Raw genomic sequence first — 19,510 nt, 5'->3', positions numbered from 1 at the left:
TTACTGGTATAATACTAAATTCTAAGTATGATATCATGAGTAGGGCAGAGCTTATAATGAAAAAGTGTGAAAAAAACAATATAAGACTACTTACTATAAATGATTTTCTATATCCTTCAAAAGTAAAAAGTATTAAAGATTCTCCTATTCTTTTATATTATTTAGGTACAATTAATAAGGATTCTATGGGAGTAGGGATAGTAGGTTCTAGAAGATGTACTAGTTATGGAAAAAAAGTAGCGAAGGAAGTAGCAGAAATCTTGGCTAAAAACAGTATTCCTGTTATAAGTGGTATGGCAAAAGGTATAGATGGTTATTCGCATACAGCTTGTATAAATTCAGGAGGATATACTATTGCTTTTCTAGGTAATGGTGTTGATTTGATTTACCCTAAAGAACATATAAAACTTATGGAGAAAATCATTGAAAATGGTGCAGTAATTTCGGAATACCCACCAGGAACAAAGCCATATCCAAAAAACTTTCCTAAAAGGAATAGATTAATCGCAGCTTTCAGTAATCAACTTTTGGTAGTAGAAGCTGATGAAAATAGTGGATCTCTTATAACAGCACAATTTGCTAAAAAATATAATAGAGAAGTTTTTGCAGTACCTAATAACATCTTTTTTAAGGAAAGCAAAGGATGTAATAAACTTATACTAAATGGAGCAAGATTATATATGTGTCAGCAACAGTTAATGAATTCCTATACTAACGTTACAAGTGAAAAAGATAATTTTATAAATACTGTACAAGTTAGAAATGATTCAAAGATAGATTATGCAGAAAAAGTGATTTTGAATGCCATAAATAAGGGGCCTAAAGCAATAGATGAATTAAAAGTTACTCTACATGATGATGAAGTAGATATTTTAGAAAAGATGTCCTTAATGGAGTTGGATGGAAAAATCAAAGCTTTTCATGGAAAGTTCTATTCACTAAAAAACGACATAGCGAGTAAAACACTTTTCTAAAAGTAGTATGTATAGTACTATATATACCAAAATGAAGAATAGAGACACTTTAAGACTATACTTGCTAATATTAAGTATAAAAGGTCTATAACGAGATTATAGATGTTTAAAAAAGCTTTTTATACGTTCGCATTTTGTTCACACCACCTGAGGTCATTGAATTAAAGAGAAGGAAAGCTGGAAAATTTTACACCCCTGGGGTCCTTGCAAGACCATAGATTTCACTAATTCTTTATGTTATAATTTTCTTATCTTAGTTGAAAGGAGTTTATTATGAACAATGAAGAAAAAATATTAAAAATCTTATCAGAACTTAATTCTAAAGTTGATAACCTAGATGTTAAATTTGATAAATTAGATGTTAAAGTTAATGAATTAGATGCTAAAGTTTATAAATTAGATGTTAAAGTTAGTGAATTAGATGGTAAAGTTGATAAACTAGACGTTAAAGTTAATGAATTAGATGTTAAAGTCGATAAACTAGATGTTAAAGTTGATCAATTAGATGATAAAGCTAACAGCATTAAAGACCAACTTACAGAATTTGAAGTTAAAAATGCAAATAATCACATAGAAAGTATTGATAAAATTAGAGACTTGACAAATAGCGTAGAGTTTTTAAAATATGAAGACCTTAAGACAAAAGAAGACGTTTTTACTATAAAAAAGCATTTAACTATTATTAAATAAATAAGCTCAACATTCATCTAAGCTATACATAGATAACTTAAATAAAAATAGATAGGAGTATGTATTGAAGTGATAAATAATCACTTTTGGTACATACTCATTTTAATTTTTAAAATTTACACCACTGGGGTTATTGCGAGACTATGGTTAATAGAACATCTTCTTTGTTTTGAGTTGGAACTATTACTGCCTTATGCCCCTCTTTTTCAGCTGTTATTGATGTTGGCTTTTTATCTTCTGTTATTTTCCACCCATCTTTTTTCAACTGCTTTTCATAACTTTCCAACACATCTTTTGATTTCTTGTTTTTTATTGTATATGTAGCAATGCCCATCCCATCTTTTGTAGGTTTTTGAAAGGTTTTTAATGTCATTTGCTTATAACTTGGCAAGTATTCAAATTCTTTAGTATAGGTAATTTTACCACAAGATATTAGTGTTAAAGAAAACATTATTATTATTGCTATTACCATTTTCCTCAATTTGCTCACCTCTTTCTTAATATTAGTATGTAAAATTTTATTTATTTAAGTCATGGAAATAGTATAAGGACTAATCATTTTGATGATTAGTCCTTATATATTATTAGATTTTCAGTTTAGAATGTGGCCTAACTATACTTTATGAAGCTTTGATATGATTTATGTTTGAAATGAAATTAGTTGTGATTAAATTTGAGAAGGAAGGTTTTTTACCTTCCTTCTCCTTTTTAATTTTATATTCGTTAAAGCTTATTTACCGCTCTCAAGTTTGTTTAATGAACAAAGTAAATTTTATATTAGTTAACGCTTGCAGGTGTAACTGTTATAGTTCCGCTTGTTCCTGCTGCATTACCAATAACATCTACAACATCAGTTTTATTAATAGTAAATGCTGATGGTATAGCAACTGTATTAGCAGTTATTCCTGAGAATGGAGTTATTGTTAATACGCTCTTGCCTGAAGCAGTTGACCATACTGCACTACCACTAGTAGCTGTTGCTGCATCTGCCCATCCGTCTGCGCCTTTAACTGCATCAAATTTTTCTTTAAATGTTGCAAGTAAAGCAGTTTTAGAAGCTTCTGATAATTCTTCATCAAATGTAAACACTGAAGTTTCTGTAGTTGCTATTTTGCCAGCATTTGCAGTACCTGCAGTACCTGATGATACAACTGCAGCTGGAGCTTCTTCTGAAGTAATTTTAACTGTAAATTGCTTAATAGCGTCTCCGTCCATTACTGAATAAGTTAAGTTAGTATCAGCTTTGAATCTAATATTTGCAGTTGCCTGAAGATTTGCAGCTTCATCTAGTATAAATTTATCTGTTGCAAATTCAAATCCATTATCTGCACCTATATTTGAAGTAGCTAATGTGTTTGTATTAAGGATAACAGTAGTTCCTTCCTTAGTTAACTTAGTCCAATTTCCATATTGGTCTTTTGCAAGCAAGAATGCTCCAGTACCTGTTTCAGCAGCTGCTCTGTTTGCAAATGTAAATGAATTTAATTCAGTAGCTGTTGTTGGGATTTCATATGGATTACCTGCAGCTAAGTCAGTATCAGTTATCTTCAATTCTACTGTTTTCTTAGCTTCTTTTGAAATTGTAACCTGCTTATCTAAAGTTTTCAATCCATCAGCTGTGTTTATAGTTACTCTTATAGTAGCATTTGCAGTATTAGAACCTGTTGCAAATGTAATATTATCTGTATCATCAGCACCAATTACCCATTTGTTATCTTGAGCATCAAATGTAACATCAGCAAGCTTACCATTTGATACTATAACGCCTGGAGTTACTGAAGTTATGCTTACTATTTGAGAATCTGGTACTGCATAAGTGTTTGTTCCATCAGTAGCTGTAACTGTAATAGGTCTTGCATCAGCATCTGTTCCATCTACAGCTTGAGCTGCTGTACTATCAGCAAATAATGTTGGTATATTAGCAACACTATATGTTAATCCAGTTGCATTGTTAGAAGTAACTGAGAATGTAGTTTCAACTTGGCTAACTACTTCGCTTGAAGCATTTAGAAGTTGTGCTGCAACTTTAGCAGTACCAACTTTTCCTGCAGTTGCACTAACTGTAACTGTTCCTATAGCATCTTCATCTGCTCCAGTTGTTTTATTAACTGTTATAACACCTGCATCTCCAGTAAGATCAGTTACAACAAATTTATAAGTTAAAGCTGCATTTCTGTTTGATGCTGATGGAGTTACAGTATCTCCATATTGATCTTTATAATTATAAGTAAATGAAGATGTTGCTCCTGCAATTAAGTTAGTTGTAGCAGTTGTAGGTGCTAGTACTTCTGTAACAGTTCTTGCTGCTTTTGTAGTTACATTTAATGAAGCTGTTTTTCCAGCTGATGTAGTTACTACTATAGTACCAACACCTACTGCGTCTGCACCTGATCCAATAGCTGCTTTGTTAACTATCTTTCCATAATTAGCACTTGAAGAATTTGTTTCAACTTGAAGGTTTGCATTTGCTAATGAACCAGTTTCAGTTACTGATATATTTCCTGCAGTAAATTGATCTGCAATTTCTTTAGCAGTTAATGTTTCACCAAACTGATTTGTTGCTGTTATAGGAAGTACTAAAGTTCCTGCAGCATCTGCATCTGCTATAACTGCTTTTTCTATTGTTCCTAAAGTTACTGCATCTGCTTTTGCTGGTTCAACTATAGCAAGAGTTTTTGTTATAGTTTGTCCAGTAGAATTTATAACTACTGTAATAACAACATTTTTAGCAGTTGCAAGTCCTGCTGTATTTACATTAATTACTGCTTTACTACTTACATCAGTTAATGTTGGAACTACTCCAGCATCTGATGATAGTATAGTTAATCCACCAAGTTTAGCAGCTGTATCTAAAGTGTTTCCATACTGGTCTGCTCCTGTAATTGGTAAAGTAACAGCTGTAGCTGATCCAGTATATATTCTTGTTTTTCCTGTTGGAAGAACATTTTCACCTAAAGTGATGGTATTAACAGCAGCAGCATCTCCAACTGTTACTGTTACTGATTTATTAGTTCCAGTAGCTGGATCAATAGCTGTTATAACAAACTGTTGTTTATCTGTAAAAGATGCAGCTGTTGCATCAACTGTTAATACTCCATTAGCATCATTTAAACTATCAGTAGCAATAGAAGCTGTCCATTGAATAGCATTAACTAAAGTAGTTGCAGTTGATGTTATGTCTGTATTATATTGATCATATACTTTAAATCCTATTGTTCCCTTATCGTTAGCTGTTTTAGCTAAAGTTGTTCCTGTGAATTCAATTTTACCTACTTTTTGTGCTTCTACAGTTGCAGTTCCAGCATTCTTTCCAGCTGCAAAAGTATCACCAGCAACTGTTACTGAATAATCACCAGCAACTAAGTTAGTTGAAGATGTTAAAGTAGCTTCAGTTTTAGCATCGTTCCATGTTGCAGGTAATACTACTGAAGTTGTTCCTCTTTTAACATCAAATGTAACTTTACTTGTATCAGCTGGTGCTTTGCTAAATGTTACCTTTAAAGCTTTAGCATTAACAGCACTTACAGACTCAACAGATAGTGAAGCTGCGTTAACAACTACTGGTTGGCAAGTATTGCCTTGTCCACCTTTATATGATATACTATAAACGATACTTTGATCTACATTAGTAGGGTTTACAGTTGGTAATGTTAAAGTTACTACTTTTCCAGTAGTACTTATAGCTGTTGGAGCAACAGTAGCTTGGCTACCACCGTTAATTGCTGATGTTACTGCAAAGTCACCGATTACTGGTGCTGTTGCTGGAGTATCTGATAATGTTACTTGAATTGTTGTTGCGTTAATAGCACTTATATTTCCAATTTTTAAACCATATTTTTACAACAAGAAAATGGCAGTATAGCTTGTACTATGCCATTTGAATATTGCGAACATTTGTTAGTTATATATTATATTAATAAATTGAAATTCTTGCATTGATAAATATTTATTAAATATTTAATAAGATAAAAATATTGTTTCATTATAAAAATAAATAAAAAATAAATATTAAAAGAAAAAATATTATAAAAAGCAAGTAACTCACCAAAAATGAAAATGCTATAAAGTATATAGCATTTTATACAAAAAAAGTATGTAAATTATTTTATGATGAAAATAAGGCGTTAATTTCATTTTCATAACCATATTTTTTTAAAAATTCTATTATGGATATTTCAAATATTTCTCTTTGACTTATGTTTTTTTCTTTACTAAATTCTTTAACAAGTTGTGAAAGAGAATGGGACATACATAATGATTTAGTTATTGTAATACCTCCCACTGAATATCTTGGAAGAGTGGATTTTGAATTTGTGCATAAAAGTTCTGCTAACTTTTCTTTATTTTTGCTTATCATTTCAAGCATAGGAAGCAGAGTTTCTAACTTTTCTAGTTCATTTTGTGTTGAAGTTTTAGCTTCAGTAGAATTTTCTAATGAATGTGAATTTCCTAACGAATGGCAATCTTCTAAAGTTTCTTTAAATTGTATACCTTCTCTAGGAGTAAGTTCACCTTTGAAAAATATATAGTTATGTTTTTCATGGGACCAGGTATATCCTTTTGATTTCATATATGCAGCCATAGCCCTATGATCAGCCATGCCTACTTTTTTGGCTATGTCTAAAGGCTCAAATCCAGCGTTAAAAAGAGAAATTATTTTTTCTGCTTTTCCGAAGTTTTCAGGTTCGTAGTTTATATTTGTGTTAGAATTAATTTTTTTTGCATAAATTTGTCTTTCAGAGTCCCAAAAATAACCTCTTCTTCTCATATACATATCTAAAGTCCTATAATTTTTATGATTAAGTTTAACAGCTAAATCTTCTCTTGTTATACCTTCCATAAGACATTTTAATATATACTCATCGTCATATTCAGTTTTTTCAGCATTACTTAAAGCGGCAGCAGATTCTGTTATTCCATTATAATAGTTTTCCATTAATTTCACTCCCTGTTATAAAACATTTATACATTTGTTTAAGTCATCCATATTAGCATGGGTATATATAGATGTAACCTTTAAATTTGAGTGTCCTAAAAGTTTTTGCACGTAAACAAGATTAACTCCATTTTTTATTAGATTAGATGCAAAGCTGTGTCTAAGTATATGAGCACTTACATGTTTTTTCCATCCAAGTGTGTGTGCAGTATCATTTAAAACTCTATTTACGTAAGGTGCACTTAAACTTCCAGACTTTTCTGTAGCAAAAAAATAATTGCTTTTTATAGAACACTTATATGTTTCTACATAGTTTTTAAGTATTGATAATAAGTTTACATTAATAGGTATATCTCTGTTTTTTGAACCCTTACCGTTTATTATGTGGATAACTTTATTTTCAATATCCACATCTTTTACTTTTAAATTTAAACATTCACTAATTCTTAGACCAGTGTAAAAAAGTGTTTGTACAACAGTTTTAATTAATGGATGTTCAATTGCATTTATAAGAGCATGTGCTTCTTCTGATGAAAGGAAAGTTCTTTCAGTTCGTTGAATTTTTATAGGTTCTATTGACATAGCTATATTCCACTCACAAAACTTATTTTTGTACAAATAACTCCAAAAAGAACGAAAAGTATAAATTTGTCTGCTTCTACTTGCAGAAGATAGCTTTTTTTTCTTTAGTTCGTACAAATAATCATCTATATCCACCATTGTTACATCACTTAAATAAACAGCACAATTATATTTCCATTCTAGAAAGTGTTCAAAGGCTGTTAAATCTGAAGTATAAGATTTTATGGTTTCTTTGCTCTTATTTGTTATAGTAAGATGATAAGTAAATTTATTTATTGCATCATTTAGCAGCATAACGTACCTCCTTTACAATGAAGTTAAAAAATATGTCAAATATTAGCGCATAAAAATATAATAACTTTGAGGAATAATTTTGTCAATTATCCAAATAACATTTTTCATGTTACTTATAATGTTTTTATAATATTTTTTACTTAATTAGATATATTATTCAACTGTATTGTAAATTATTATATATTTACCTTAACAATAAAAAATGTTAGAATAGAATAGTATGGCAATATTGTCATATTGAACATTAAATTGAATTTATTAAGGAGATAACCACGATTAATATGAAAAAGAATAAATATCTAAAGGTAGTTATAGGTATATTAGTAATATTAATAATAGGCCTAGGCATATTTTTAAAATTACTTTTATTTAATTCGTCCTATAATGTTTCTGCGGTTAAAATGTCGGCACCATTAGTTGATAAAATACAAAAATCTAGAAAAGAAGGCAGCATACTTAAAATTAATAATGATGAATTAAATCAAATAATAAGTATGTACTTTAAGGAAAAGAAAAACGTAAAAGGGATAGTTATAAAGGAAATTCATGGAGAAGTTTTAGATAACAGTGTAAAGTTCTATATTCCTTCTAGCTATAAAGGAATAAATATTTTGCTATCTTCAGAAGGTAGTCTTAGTTATAAGGAAAATAAAGTTATATACAAGCCATCATATTTTAAGGTTGGAAAAATTACTTTACCTGAAAGCATGGTTATGAATAAGCTTGCAAATTATGCTAAGAAAACTATAATGGTTAAGGATAATGAAATTATAGTGGATAGTACTACTTTGCCAATAAAAATTAAATCTTTAGAAATTAATAATAAAGAACTTTGTATTGGGGCAGAAAAGGTTGCAGATGATTTAGAGACAAAACTTAAATCAATGGAAAGTAATTCTGCATTAAAGGAACAACTTAAAAATAAAGCTGCACAAAATGAATCTAATTCAAGCAATAAAAATAGCCAAGCTAGTTCAGATCCTAAAACTAGTGGAAGTGCTAAAAATACAGGAGAAATGGATGCAGCATTAAATAGAATAAGTTCATCATTAAGTAATGCAGAAGGATCTGTAAGTACATCATCACAAAAATCAGTAATATCTGGAATAATATCTGCTGCAAATGATATGAAGGGTAATCCAAATGCAAATCCATCAAATTATTCTGGTAGTATAAGAGCTCAGTATAATAATTTATCCCCACAGGAGAAAGCTGAGGTAAAAGCAGCAGTTTTTTCAAATATAGATGGCAGTGACATAAATATAGTAAACAATATATTAGGAAAATAATTTTATAATATAAGTATACACAAGGAGGAGTTATATTTTATGGAAGAAGAAATGACGTTAGATTTGAGGGACTTTTTTTACATAGTAAGAAAAAGAATTAAATTAATATTGCTTATAACTTTGGGATGTACTTTAGTTTCTGGAATATTAAGTTTTTTTGTAATAAAACCTACATATGAAGCTGGAGCAACTATAATAGTAGGAAAACCTCAAGCAAGTGAAAAGAACAATACTCAGTATAATGATGTTATGATGTATCAAAATCTTGTTAAGACATATGCCCAAATAGCACAGTCTAATAGAGTAGCAGAAAAATCTGCAGATAAGTTAAATGGTTCAATAAAACCAGAAAAACTAAAAAAAATGATAAAAATAACAACACAACAAGGAACTCAAATACTTGAAATTAAAGCTCAAAATAAAGATGCTAAGGAAGCGGTAAGTATAGTAAAAGCTGTGTCATCAACTTTTATAGATGAATCTAAAAAGGTTTTTCCAACTGGTGGCGATATTCAAATTATGGATGAACCAAAATTTCCAGAAGCTCCTGTAAAGCCTAAAAAAGCACTAAATCTAGCTATAGCTTTCTTTTTAGGTCTTGTGGTATCAGTTGGTTTAAGTTTTGTACTTGAGTATATGGATAGTACTATAAAATCTGAAGATGACATAGAGAAGTATCTTGATATTCCTGTTATAGGAATAATACCAAAATATACTTCTTTAGAAGATAGATAATAGAGGTGAGAGTATAAATGATAGATATACATACTCATATATTGCCTGGTATTGATGATGGTTCTAAAGATATGGATTATTCTATAAAAATGCTTAAAATTGCAGAGGATAATGGTATAAAAAAGATAATAGCAACTCCTCATTTTTACAGAGGGTACTATGAGAATAAATATGAAGATGTTTGTAAACACATAGAAGATTTAAAGAAGAAAATAGTAGAAATTAGTATAAACGTAGAGATATTTCCCGGGCAAGAAGTTTTTTTGGATAATCATACCTTAGAATTGTATAAGGATGGTGCCATAAAGGGACTAAATAATTCAAAATATGTATTGGTAGAATTCCCAATGGAAACTATGCCAAAACAAGCATTAGATATGTTATATGAACTTAAAATATCAGGTGCAGTGCCTATAATTGCTCATCCAGAAAGGTATCTGTATTTTATGAAAAAACCTTCTTTAATAAATGAGTTTATAGAAGAAAAACATCTTTTTCAATTAAATAGCGGTAGTGTAAAGGGCTTATTTGGAAAAGAAGCTCAAAAATTGTCTCATACTTTAATAGAACACAATATATGCGATTTTATAGCTTCTGATGCACATTCTACAGGGAGAAGAAGTCCTAAGATAGAGGAAGCAATAATTCAAGGAGACAAGCTAAGAGCTGGGCTTAAAGATAAAGTTACTAAAAATGCTGAAAAAATTTTAAGCAATGACAGTATTAACAGCTGTGCAGAAAAGGTAAAAGAGAAAAAGAGCATATTTTCCTTTTTGAAAAGAAAATAAAGAAAAATTGGAGTGAAAACAACAATGGAAAATCCAAATTTGATAACAGTAGAAGATTCTAAAAGCCCCATTTCGGAAGCTTATAGAACTCTTAGAACAAATATTCAATTTTCTTCCTTCGATACTAAAGTTCAAACTATAGTTATAACTAGTTCAGGACCAAGTGAAGGAAAATCAACTACTTCTTCTAACTTAGCAGTGGTAATGTCAGAGTCAGGCAGTAAAACTATATTAATTGATTGTGATCAAAGAAAACCTAAATTACATAAATTGTTTAAAACATCCAATAATTTGGGACTCTCTGATTTACTTGCAGGAAAAGCTAAATTTGAAGAAGCAGTACAGAATACAGAAGTACCAAACTTAAGTTTACTTACGTCAGGTACAAGGCCACCAAATCCAGCAGAACTTTTAGCATCTTCTAAGATGAAGAGTTTTTTAGATCTTTTAAGAGAAAAATATGATTACATAGTATTAGATACTCCACCTATAATAGCGGTAACAGATGCTCAGCTTTTATCTAGACATGCAGATGGATGTCTACTTGTAATAGCAGCATCTCAAGCAGAAAGAGCAGCAGCAATAAAGGCAAAACAGCTTTTAGAAAAAGTAGATGCTAAAATATTAGGAGTAGTATTAAACAAGTTGGAAATTCATGAAAAAGGGTATTATGGATATTATTACCATTATTACTATGGTGCTGATGGTGAAAGAATAAAGAAAAAGAAGAAAAAGAAGGAAAATTAGAATAAAGAACACATAATAATCTTATGTGTTCTTTAAGTTAGAATCATAAAAGACCTTTTTGAGTAGGAATTTTTATGATTCTTAAATTTTGAGTGTAAATTATGCATTTTTATGTATAATCAGGTTGAATGTTTGTAGCTTTGGAATTATAATGTTTACGAGGGAATGAAAATAATCGGTAAAGTGGTTTTAAGTGGGGAAAAAGCTTTAAATTACAAAAATTATAATTGTACAAGCATTAATAAATTTACTAAATTACTCAATGTAATTGAATATGAGTAGTTGATTATTAGAAAAGTACATAGTTTATTTAGATTATTGTTAAAGTTTGTATAAAGATACATATAGGAAGAGGGATGATATGGACAGTTTGAAAAATGCAAGGAAATATATATTAATGATTATAGATATTATACTGATAAATTTTTCTTATGCGTTAATATATTTCCTTAAATCTAATTTTGATATACATTCCTATGAATTATTAAGGTTTAAGAATGATGTAATAATAATCACAGGTATTTATTTAGTAGTATTTTGTTCATTTAGGCTTTATAAAAAGTTATGGAAACATATTACTATTGATGAGGCTGGGTTAGGTATAAGTGCTTGCATTGTAGCAAATTTGTTAGGAATTATTTATGGATTTACTTTAGGTCAGGAGCTTATTTTAAGTGTTAACATTTTAGGAAGTATACTTAGTATTTTATTAGTTAGCGCATTTAGAATGTCATTTATAATAATTAAAAAGTATTTGAATGTAAAGATTAAAGAATATGCTAGTAATGATAAAAATAAGTTAAGAGAAGTTGATTTTGAAGATTTATTAGGAAGAGACCCTGTTAAGCTTGATATGGAAGGAATTAGTCATTACATTAATGCAAGAACTGTTATGGTAACAGGTGGAGGTGGTTCTATAGGATCTGAACTATGCAGACAGATTATAAAGTTTAATCCTAAAGAACTAATAGTACTTGATGAATATGAAAATAATGCCTATGTTTTACAACAGGAATTTAATAGACAAGGTGTATGTATAGATATAAAATATGTTATTGCTTCAGTTAGAGATAAGAAAAGATTGAATTTAATTTTCAATAAGTATAAGCCAGATATTGTATTTCATGCAGCAGCTCACAAACATGTACCACTCATGGAAGAAAATCCAAGTGAGGCTATAAAAAATAATGTATTTGGTACATTAAATGTAGTCCTTTGTTCTGATAAATACAAAGTTAAAAGATTTGTTATGATTTCAACAGATAAAGCTGTAAATCCTACTAACATTATGGGGGCAACAAAAAGAGTATGTGAGATGATTATTCAATCTATGAACAAGAGAAGTTCAACCCAATTTGTTGCAGTAAGATTTGGTAATGTTTTGGGAAGTAATGGGTCTGTGATACCAGTATTTATAGACCAAATTAAAAATGGGGGCCCAGTTACTGTAACCCATAAGGAAATTAATAGATTTTTCATGACTATACCAGAAGCAGCTCAGTTAGTGCTACAAGCAGGAGCATATGCTAAAGGTGGAGAAATATTTGTACTGGATATGGAAAGTCCAGTTAAAATATATGATTTAGCTTGTTATTTAATAAGATTAATGGGATATGAACCTAATAAAGATATTAAGATAGAAATTATTGGGCTTAGACCTGGAGAAAAACTTTATGAGGAAGTTTTAACAGAAGAAGAAGGTTTGAACCAAACTCTACATAATAAAATATTTGTTGGGAAGCCTACTTTTCATGATTTTGATACTTTAATGATTAAAATTAATGAATTTAATACTATTCTTGATGAAGATGATAGAGAAAAAATTATTAGCAAACTTGAAGAATTAGTACCTACTTATAAGAGGTTTGAGTCAGAAGCAGCTATATCTAAATGTGTTTAAGGATAGGAGGGATATTTTATGAGAAGGTATTTTGATATGTTAATTAGTTTGATTCTATTAATATTATTATCACCAATATTATTCCTTATAGCAATTATTATAAAGATAGATTCAAAAGGACCTGTATTTTTTACTCAAATGAGAATTGAAAAAAACAATAAGTTATTTAAGTTTTATAAATTTAGAACCATGGCAGTTGGAACACCTAATGTAGCAACGGAGGAGCTTAAACATTCTCAAAATTATATAACATCTTTTGGAAAGATTTTGAGAAAAACAAGTTTGGACGAGCTACCACAGTTAATTAATATTTTTAAAGGTGATATGGCTTTTATTGGTCCAAGACCAGCTTTGTATAATCAGTATGAACTGAAAGAATTAAGAACTAAGGCTGGAGTACATAAAATACTACCAGGACTTACAGGCTGGGCTCAAGTTAATGGAAGAGATATGCTTAATGATGCTGGAAAAACTTCATATGATAAATATTATCTAGACCACAGATCTTTGGCTTTTGATATAAAGATATTGATAAGAACTGTGTTTAAGGTTCTTAGGGCTGATGGAATTATAGAAGGTGCTTCTAGCAAAAAAAATACTGCTGCAGAGGAACAGAAAAAACAAACAATATCAGGTTAATAAAAGTAAATTGTTGAAAAGATAGAGCCAGGTTAAATCCTAGTTTTATGAATGAAGAATAGTGGAACTTAGTATTGAATTAGTTTACAAAATTTTAAGCAGACTTGGGGTGTTTCGGATTCATAGAAGTTTGAAGGTGAGTATGCGGTAAGAATTAGATGAAAGTAGATGAGAACTAGATGAAGAAGATACTTATTACTGGCGCTAATAGTTATATAGGGACAAGCTTTGAAAATTATGTTAAGCAGTGGTCTGACGAATATACAGTTGATACTGTGGATATGATAGATGGCACTTGGAAGACAAAGGATTTTTCTAGGTTTGATGTGGTGTTTCACGTTGCGGGGATTGCTCACATAAAAGAAACCAAAGAAAATGCAGAACTTTATTATAAAGTTAATAGAGATTTAGTATATGAAGTTACTAAGAAAGCAAAATCAGAAGGAGTTAAGCAATTCATATTTTTAAGTTCCATGAGTGTATATGGAATGGAAACTGGTGTTATAAGTAAAAATACGGTTCCTGCACCAAAGAGTAATTACGGAAAGTCTAAACTTCAAGCGGAAGAGTTAATAACACCACTTCAAGATTCTACTTTTAATATTGCAGTTTTAAGACCACCTATGATTTACGGTAAAGGATGCAAAGGTAACTATGTTAGATTGGAAAAATTTGCATTAAAATCGCCTATTTTTCCAGATATAAAAAATAAGCGAAGTATGATTTATATAGATAATTTATGTGAATTTGTAAAGCAGATTATTGATGATGAGAGCAACGGATTATTTTTACCACAGAATGAAGAGTATGTTTGTACTTCAGATATGGTTAAAGAGATAGCTGAGGCACATGGTAAGAAGATATACATGACCAAGTTGTTCAATCCGTTATTAAGAGTACTGAAGGTTAGTACGGTTAATAAGGTATTTGGGGACTTGATGTATGAGAAAGATAAAGATTAAAGCTGCTGAGTTTTGTGGCTTTTAAAAAATTATTTTTAATATAGAAAACAAAATGTTTCAAATCAGATAGTAGAGGAGAATAATTATGTCAAACGTATTAATAACTGGTGGTGCTGGATTTATAGGTAGTAATTTAGCATTGAAACTTATCGATAAAGGATATGAAGTAACAATACTAGATAATTTAAGCCCACAGATTCATAGTGAAAATCCTGATAATTCATATACATATAATACAATTAAGGGAAAAGTGAATTTCATAAAAGGTGATGTTGGTAAGATTAATGATTGGAGAAAAGCCTTGATTAATATTGATGCTGTCATTCATTTGGCAGCTGAAACTGGCACTGGACAATCCATGTATGAAATAGATAAATATGTTGCAACTAATATTGGGGGAACTGCTAAACTTCTAGAAATTCTTACAAACGAAGAACACCATGTTAAAAAGATTATTGTTGCTGCATCGCGTGCTGTGTATGGTGAAGGAAAATTTAAATGTGAAGAACATGGAATAGTATATCCGACATCAAGAATAGATGAAGATATGGTAAAAGGAGATTTTGAGGTAAAATGTCCTATCTGTGGCAAAACAGTTAAGATGTTACCAACAGATGAATTATCGGAATTACATCCTACTTCTGTGTATGGTTTTACCAAGCAGGCTCAAGAACAATTGTGTATGGTTGTTGGAAAGTCTATTGGTATTCCAGTTGTAGCATATCGTTTCCAAAATGTATATGGTCCTGGACAATCATTGAAAAATCCATATACAGGGATATTGTCAATTTTTTCAACAAGAATAAAAAATGGTAATGACATAAATATTTTTGAGGATGGATTAGAGACTAGAGATTTTGTTTATATTGATGATATTACAGATGCAGTCATATTAGGTATAGAAAAGGAAGCTGCTAATTATCATACATTTAATGTTGGTTCTGGTGAAAAGATTGATGTTTTAACTGTAGCAAATACATTAAAGGAAAAGTATGGAGCCAATATTGAAATTAATGTATCTGGTAACTATAGGCTAGGAGATATCAGGCATAATCTTGGGGATTTGAAGTTGATTCATGAGTTGTTAGGATATGAGCCAAAGGTATCTTTTAAACAAGGAATTTCAAATTTTGTTGATTGGGTAGAACAGCAAGAAGTAGAAGTAGATAACTATGAGGCATCTATTGAAGAAATGAAGAAAAAGGGATTATATAAGTAATGGAAGACGTACATTCAATTAAGGGCAAAAGAATACTTTTTTTAGCACCATCATTTTTTGGATATGAAAATAAAATAAAAGATAAAATGGAACAGTTGGGTGCTATAGTAGATTTTTATGATGAGAGGTCAGTTACTAAGGCATTCGATAGGGCTCTTTTAAAAATTGTGCCAAGTGTATTCAATAAGAAGACATTTGGATATTATAATGAAATTTTAAAAGAGTGTAAGAATAATAAATATGATTATATTTTTGTAATTAAGTGTGACATGCTGACAGAAGAAATACTTGAAAAGTTTCATGTTGTATTTCCAAATGCAATTTTTTGTTTGTATTTATATGATTCAGTAAAAAACATTAAAGGTGTTAATAAAAAATTTAAATATTTTGATCGTATTTTATCATTTGACAGACAGGATACATTAAAGTATCCTGAAATGAAATTTAGATCATTATTTTATATAGATGATTTTAAAAAGGAACTTAGAACAGATAATAAGTATAAATATGATATTAGTTTCTGTGGAACAATTCATTCAGATAGGTTTGGAATTATAAGAGAAGTTACTAAAATTTGTAAGAAAAGAAAGCTTAGTTTTTATAGTTTTTGCTACTTGCAAAGTAAGTTTATATATTATTTTTATAAGGTTGTAAAGCATGAATTCCAATATGCAAAGAAAACAAATTTTTCATTTGTTAAGGCTAGTAGTCGAGAAATATCGGATGTGGTTGACGAATCAAGAGTGATACTTGATATCCAGCACCCTAAACAAACTGGACTCACTATGAGAACAATAGAAATGATAGGAATGAATAAAAAGCTGATTACTACAAATGCAGAAATCAAAGAATATAATTTTTATAATCCTAATAATATTCTGGTTATAGATAGAAAGAATATCAATATTCCAGAGGGTTTTCTTTCAACAAAATATGTACCAATAGATACTAGTATATATGATAAATATTCAATAACAGCATGGATAGAGGATATCTTATATGCAATTGAGTGAGAAGATAATATATGCAAAATCAATATGCAGCATCTGAATTTACTTTAGTGACATATGATTTGATTTTGTATGAAATTATTTTATAAATGTATAAGGGTGATTTAAGAACTATTTTTTATCGTTGGGAATTTAATTGGATTTTATAATAACTAAGAGAAGTTGTTGGAAAGGGATCTTTAAATGAATATAGTAAAATATTTTTGGGCTATTAGAGCGATTATTTATAAGGTTCGTTTTAAAAGAATTGGAAACTTTTCATATATAGGGAAACCTGTATATTTACAAGGTACAAAAAGAGTTAAAATAGGAAATAAAGTAAGAATTTATCCTGGAGTTAGAATAGAAACACATGGAGTGTCAGGTAGTATTGTTATTAAAGATAATGTATCCATAGGACAGAATTTTCATATTACTTCAAGTAACTCAGAACTGGTTATTGGTAAGGACACAACGATTTTGGGAAATGCTTTTATAACTAATATTGACCATGATTATAAGCAAATAGGTGTTCATATTTTGGAGCAAGATTTTTTGACTAAGGAGACTAAAATTGGTGAAAATTGTTTTATTGGATATGGTGCAGCAATACAAGCAGGTACTATTCTTGGAAAACAGTGTATTGTTGGTGCAAATTCAGTGGTACGTGGTGAATTTCCTGACTATTGTGTTATAGTAGGTGCTCCTGCAAAAGTAGTAAAAAGATATAATACTGCTACTGGCACTTGGGAAAAGATTTGAATGTGATTGGAGAAAGCTATATGTCCAAAGAATTAGAATTAAATAAAATATCCGTTATAATTCCTATGTATAACAGTGAAAATACAATTATTAGAACTTTAAATTCTATAAAAAATCAAACTACTTTTGATTATATAACTGAAATAATAGTTATTAACGATGGTTCAACAGACAACTCTGCAAATTTAGTTAAAAAATATATTAGAGATAACCCCAATATGCTAATTAGTATTATTAGTACACCTAATGGTGGGGTTTCAAGTGCACGTAACATAGGTATGAAGTCAGCTAAAGGTGATTGGATAGCTCTTCTTGATTCTGATGATGAGTGGTTACCAAGTAAAATTGAGATACAGATGAAAACTATAAAAGATCATCATGAAATAGACTTTTTAGGTGGGGATATTGATGATAGAGGACTTAAGATATTATGGAAGCGAATTCACGGCTTATATAAAGCTAATATAGAAGACCTGTGCTTAAAAGTATTTCCACAAACATCTACAGCAATTTTTAAGAGAAGTATATTTGAAGAAATTGGTGGATATGATGAAAAACAAAGTTATGCCGAAGACGTTAACTACTTTTTAAAAATATGTGCCAACTATAATTATTATCACTTACCTATACAGATGGTTTATTATGGCGGTGGTAAGCCAGGATTCGGATTTAGTGGGTTATCTGCCAATTTAAAAAAAATGTATGAAGGTAATATAAAAAATATTAATGAGTTAAAAAGTGATTCAATAATTAGTAGAACATTTTATATATTTCTTAGAGTGTTTTATTGGATGAAATATATTAGAAGAATTTTGATTACTAGGTTTATGTATAAGAAATAAACATTGTTTTGAGTAGAAAATTTGAGAGGAAAGTTTTCATGAAGAAAATATTAATTTACGTTGATTCAATGAATCCTAGTGGAGGAATTGAAAGAGTAATAGCAAATTTATCGAACCAATGGATTAATCATTTTAATATTGTATTACTTGTAAAAGATAATAAAAATAGTTTTTATTCTTTGGATAAAAGGGTTAAGTATTGTAGTCTTTATTGTCCTTTGAAAATAAATTATTCAAATAGATTTTTAAGGGGTTGGGGCTTTTTAAAAAGCGTTATTCAATCCCATCATAAGCTTAAAAAGTTTTTAAAGAAAGAAAATCCTGATTTTATTTATACTTCAAATATAATAAATTCTTTAGAAGTTTTAATACAAGGTAGCCAATACAGTAAAAACCTTGTTATAAGTGAACATGGATCTTTTTATGGATACAATTCTATTTATATGAAATTAAAGAAGTATGTTTATCCAAGAGCATATAAGATTACAGTTCCAACTACAATGGACACTGAAATATATTTAAAATACGGATATTCAGCTGTATATATTCCACATTTATCAACTTTCACAGATGTAAGTGAACGAAGTATACTTAAGAATAAGATTGTATTGAATGTTGGACGATTGACATCAGATAAGCAACAACTGAAATTGATACAAATATGGAAGGAAATTTTGAAGAAAAATGATGAATTTGATTGGATATTACAGATTGTTGGTAAAGGTGAAGAGGAATCAAACTTAAGGAATTATGTTAATAAAAATAGTATGAATAACAATGTTCAATTTATAAAACCCACAGAAAATATAGCGGAATATTTTAAAAATGCATCAATTTTTGCATTTACATCTAGAAATGAAGGATTTGGGATGGTCCTTTTAGAAGCTATGTCTTTTGGGGTTCCTTGTATATCATTTGACTGTCCAAGTGGACCAAGGGACTTGATTACAAATAATGAAAATGGATTTTTAATTGAAAATAATAATGTTGATGAGTTTGTAGAAAAACTTCAAGTGCTTATTAAGAATTATGGACTAAGAAAAACTATGGGTGAAAAGGCCTATGAAAAGGCTAAAAATTGGGATAACGATTCTATTGTACAAGCATGGGTGGATTTGTTTAGAGGTAAATTGTAACTAAATAACTTATTAATTGTTTTAGC

General features: G+C 29.6%; 21 protein-coding genes. 17 read left to right on the top strand and 4 right to left on the bottom strand.

Going from position 1 to position 19,510, the window contains the following annotated elements; all coding sequences use genetic code 11:
* The first annotated feature begins 56 nt into the window (after positions 1 to 56).
* Together dprA and HBE96_RS21220 are read left to right on the top strand one after the other, a co-directional pair.
* On the top strand, positions 57 to 974 hold the full coding sequence (gene dprA / locus HBE96_RS21225; RefSeq protein ID WP_243187021.1) for a DNA-processing protein DprA: 918 nt from the start codon (positions 57 to 59) through the stop codon (positions 972 to 974).
* A 273-nt stretch (positions 975 to 1,247) separates the two neighbouring features.
* A complete protein-coding gene (locus HBE96_RS21220; protein WP_169299701.1) occupies positions 1,248 to 1,664 on the top strand; it encodes a hypothetical protein in 417 nt (138 codons plus the stop codon).
* 130 nt (positions 1,665 to 1,794) lie between these two features.
* Here the strand turns inward: HBE96_RS21220 and HBE96_RS21215 are convergent, their stop codons facing one another.
* Complete coding sequence (locus tag HBE96_RS21215) at positions 1,795 to 2,145, bottom strand: hypothetical protein (protein WP_169299700.1); 351 nt, start codon at positions 2,143 to 2,145, stop codon at positions 1,795 to 1,797.
* A gap of 296 nt (positions 2,146 to 2,441) precedes the next feature.
* Positions 2,442 to 3,272, bottom strand: a complete 831-nt coding sequence (locus HBE96_RS21210; protein ID WP_169299699.1) for a hypothetical protein — start codon at positions 3,270 to 3,272, stop codon at positions 2,442 to 2,444.
* A 340-nt stretch (positions 3,273 to 3,612) separates the two neighbouring features.
* Between HBE96_RS21210 and HBE96_RS21205 the strand changes: the two genes are divergently transcribed.
* The 3 genes from HBE96_RS21205 to HBE96_RS26800 all read left to right on the top strand — a co-directional run bounded on the left by HBE96_RS21205 (position 3,613) and on the right by HBE96_RS26800 (position 5,271).
* Complete coding sequence (locus tag HBE96_RS21205; RefSeq protein ID WP_169299698.1) at positions 3,613 to 3,822, top strand: hypothetical protein; 210 nt, start codon at positions 3,613 to 3,615, stop codon at positions 3,820 to 3,822.
* A 696-nt stretch (positions 3,823 to 4,518) separates the two neighbouring features.
* Positions 4,519 to 4,806: a hypothetical protein gene (locus HBE96_RS21200; RefSeq protein WP_169299697.1), complete on the top strand. Its 288-nt coding sequence runs from the start codon at positions 4,519 to 4,521 to the stop codon at positions 4,804 to 4,806.
* A 339-nt stretch (positions 4,807 to 5,145) separates the two neighbouring features.
* Positions 5,146 to 5,271, top strand: a complete 126-nt coding sequence (locus HBE96_RS26800) for a hypothetical protein (RefSeq protein ID WP_281064368.1) — start codon at positions 5,146 to 5,148, stop codon at positions 5,269 to 5,271.
* A gap of 498 nt (positions 5,272 to 5,769) precedes the next feature.
* Here HBE96_RS26800 and HBE96_RS21195 read toward each other — a convergent pair whose 3' ends face one another.
* On the bottom strand, positions 5,770 to 6,600 hold the full coding sequence (locus tag HBE96_RS21195) for a hypothetical protein (protein WP_169299696.1): 831 nt from the start codon (positions 6,598 to 6,600) through the stop codon (positions 5,770 to 5,772).
* 15 nt (positions 6,601 to 6,615) lie between these two features.
* The gene (xerA, locus tag HBE96_RS21190) at positions 6,616 to 7,476 is read right to left on the bottom strand and encodes a site-specific tyrosine recombinase/integron integrase (protein ID WP_169299695.1); all 861 of its coding nucleotides are present in this window, start codon (positions 7,474 to 7,476) and stop codon (positions 6,616 to 6,618) included.
* 281 nt (positions 7,477 to 7,757) lie between these two features.
* Here xerA and HBE96_RS21185 point away from each other — a divergent pair, with 281 nt between their 5' ends.
* From HBE96_RS21185 to HBE96_RS21130, 12 genes are all read left to right on the top strand, one after another.
* Positions 7,758 to 8,765, top strand: coding sequence for a hypothetical protein (locus HBE96_RS21185; protein ID WP_169299694.1), 1,008 nt, complete (start codon positions 7,758 to 7,760; stop codon positions 8,763 to 8,765).
* A 39-nt stretch (positions 8,766 to 8,804) separates the two neighbouring features.
* On the top strand, positions 8,805 to 9,500 hold the full coding sequence (locus tag HBE96_RS21180; protein ID WP_169299693.1) for a YveK family protein: 696 nt from the start codon (positions 8,805 to 8,807) through the stop codon (positions 9,498 to 9,500).
* 17 nt (positions 9,501 to 9,517) lie between these two features.
* Complete coding sequence (locus HBE96_RS21175; RefSeq protein ID WP_169299692.1) at positions 9,518 to 10,288, top strand: tyrosine-protein phosphatase; 771 nt, start codon at positions 9,518 to 9,520, stop codon at positions 10,286 to 10,288.
* A gap of 24 nt (positions 10,289 to 10,312) precedes the next feature.
* Positions 10,313 to 11,035: a CpsD/CapB family tyrosine-protein kinase gene (locus HBE96_RS21170; protein WP_169299691.1), complete on the top strand. Its 723-nt coding sequence runs from the start codon at positions 10,313 to 10,315 to the stop codon at positions 11,033 to 11,035.
* Positions 11,036 to 11,396: 361 nt separating this feature from the next.
* Positions 11,397 to 12,935, top strand: a complete 1,539-nt coding sequence (locus HBE96_RS21165; protein WP_206155023.1) for a nucleoside-diphosphate sugar epimerase/dehydratase — start codon at positions 11,397 to 11,399, stop codon at positions 12,933 to 12,935.
* Between the two features lie 18 nt (positions 12,936 to 12,953).
* Entirely contained in the window at positions 12,954 to 13,574 is a 621-nt protein-coding gene (locus HBE96_RS21160) for a sugar transferase (RefSeq protein ID WP_169299690.1), read from the top strand.
* A 179-nt stretch (positions 13,575 to 13,753) separates the two neighbouring features.
* The gene (locus HBE96_RS21155; RefSeq protein ID WP_169299689.1) at positions 13,754 to 14,536 is read left to right on the top strand and encodes an NAD-dependent epimerase/dehydratase family protein; all 783 of its coding nucleotides are present in this window, start codon (positions 13,754 to 13,756) and stop codon (positions 14,534 to 14,536) included.
* Positions 14,537 to 14,621: 85 nt separating this feature from the next.
* Entirely contained in the window at positions 14,622 to 15,755 is a 1,134-nt protein-coding gene (locus HBE96_RS21150; protein ID WP_206155022.1) for an NAD-dependent epimerase/dehydratase family protein, read from the top strand.
* On the top strand, positions 15,755 to 16,768 hold the full coding sequence (locus HBE96_RS21145) for a WaaS/CpsH family glycosyltransferase (RefSeq protein ID WP_169299688.1): 1,014 nt from the start codon (positions 15,755 to 15,757) through the stop codon (positions 16,766 to 16,768). The genes HBE96_RS21150 and HBE96_RS21145 overlap by 1 nt, the downstream gene beginning before the upstream one ends.
* Before the next feature lie 180 nt (positions 16,769 to 16,948).
* Positions 16,949 to 17,506: an acyltransferase gene (locus HBE96_RS21140; RefSeq protein WP_169299687.1), complete on the top strand. Its 558-nt coding sequence runs from the start codon at positions 16,949 to 16,951 to the stop codon at positions 17,504 to 17,506.
* A gap of 20 nt (positions 17,507 to 17,526) precedes the next feature.
* Entirely contained in the window at positions 17,527 to 18,348 is an 822-nt protein-coding gene (locus HBE96_RS21135) for a glycosyltransferase family 2 protein (RefSeq protein WP_169299686.1), read from the top strand.
* Between the two features lie 38 nt (positions 18,349 to 18,386).
* Positions 18,387 to 19,484 carry a glycosyltransferase family 4 protein gene (locus tag HBE96_RS21130; protein WP_169299685.1) on the top strand — a complete coding sequence of 366 codons (1,098 nt, stop codon included), beginning with the start codon at positions 18,387 to 18,389 and terminating at the stop codon, positions 19,482 to 19,484.
* Positions 19,485 to 19,510 lie beyond the last annotated feature (26 nt).

The sequence above is a fragment of the Clostridium muellerianum genome, from assembly GCF_012926525.1.
GTDB classification, from domain to species: Bacteria; Bacillota; Clostridia; order Clostridiales; family Clostridiaceae; genus Clostridium_AM; species Clostridium_AM muellerianum.
The sequence above is the reverse complement of the archived record's forward strand: the minus strand, read 5'-3'. Positions and strand labels throughout refer to the sequence as shown.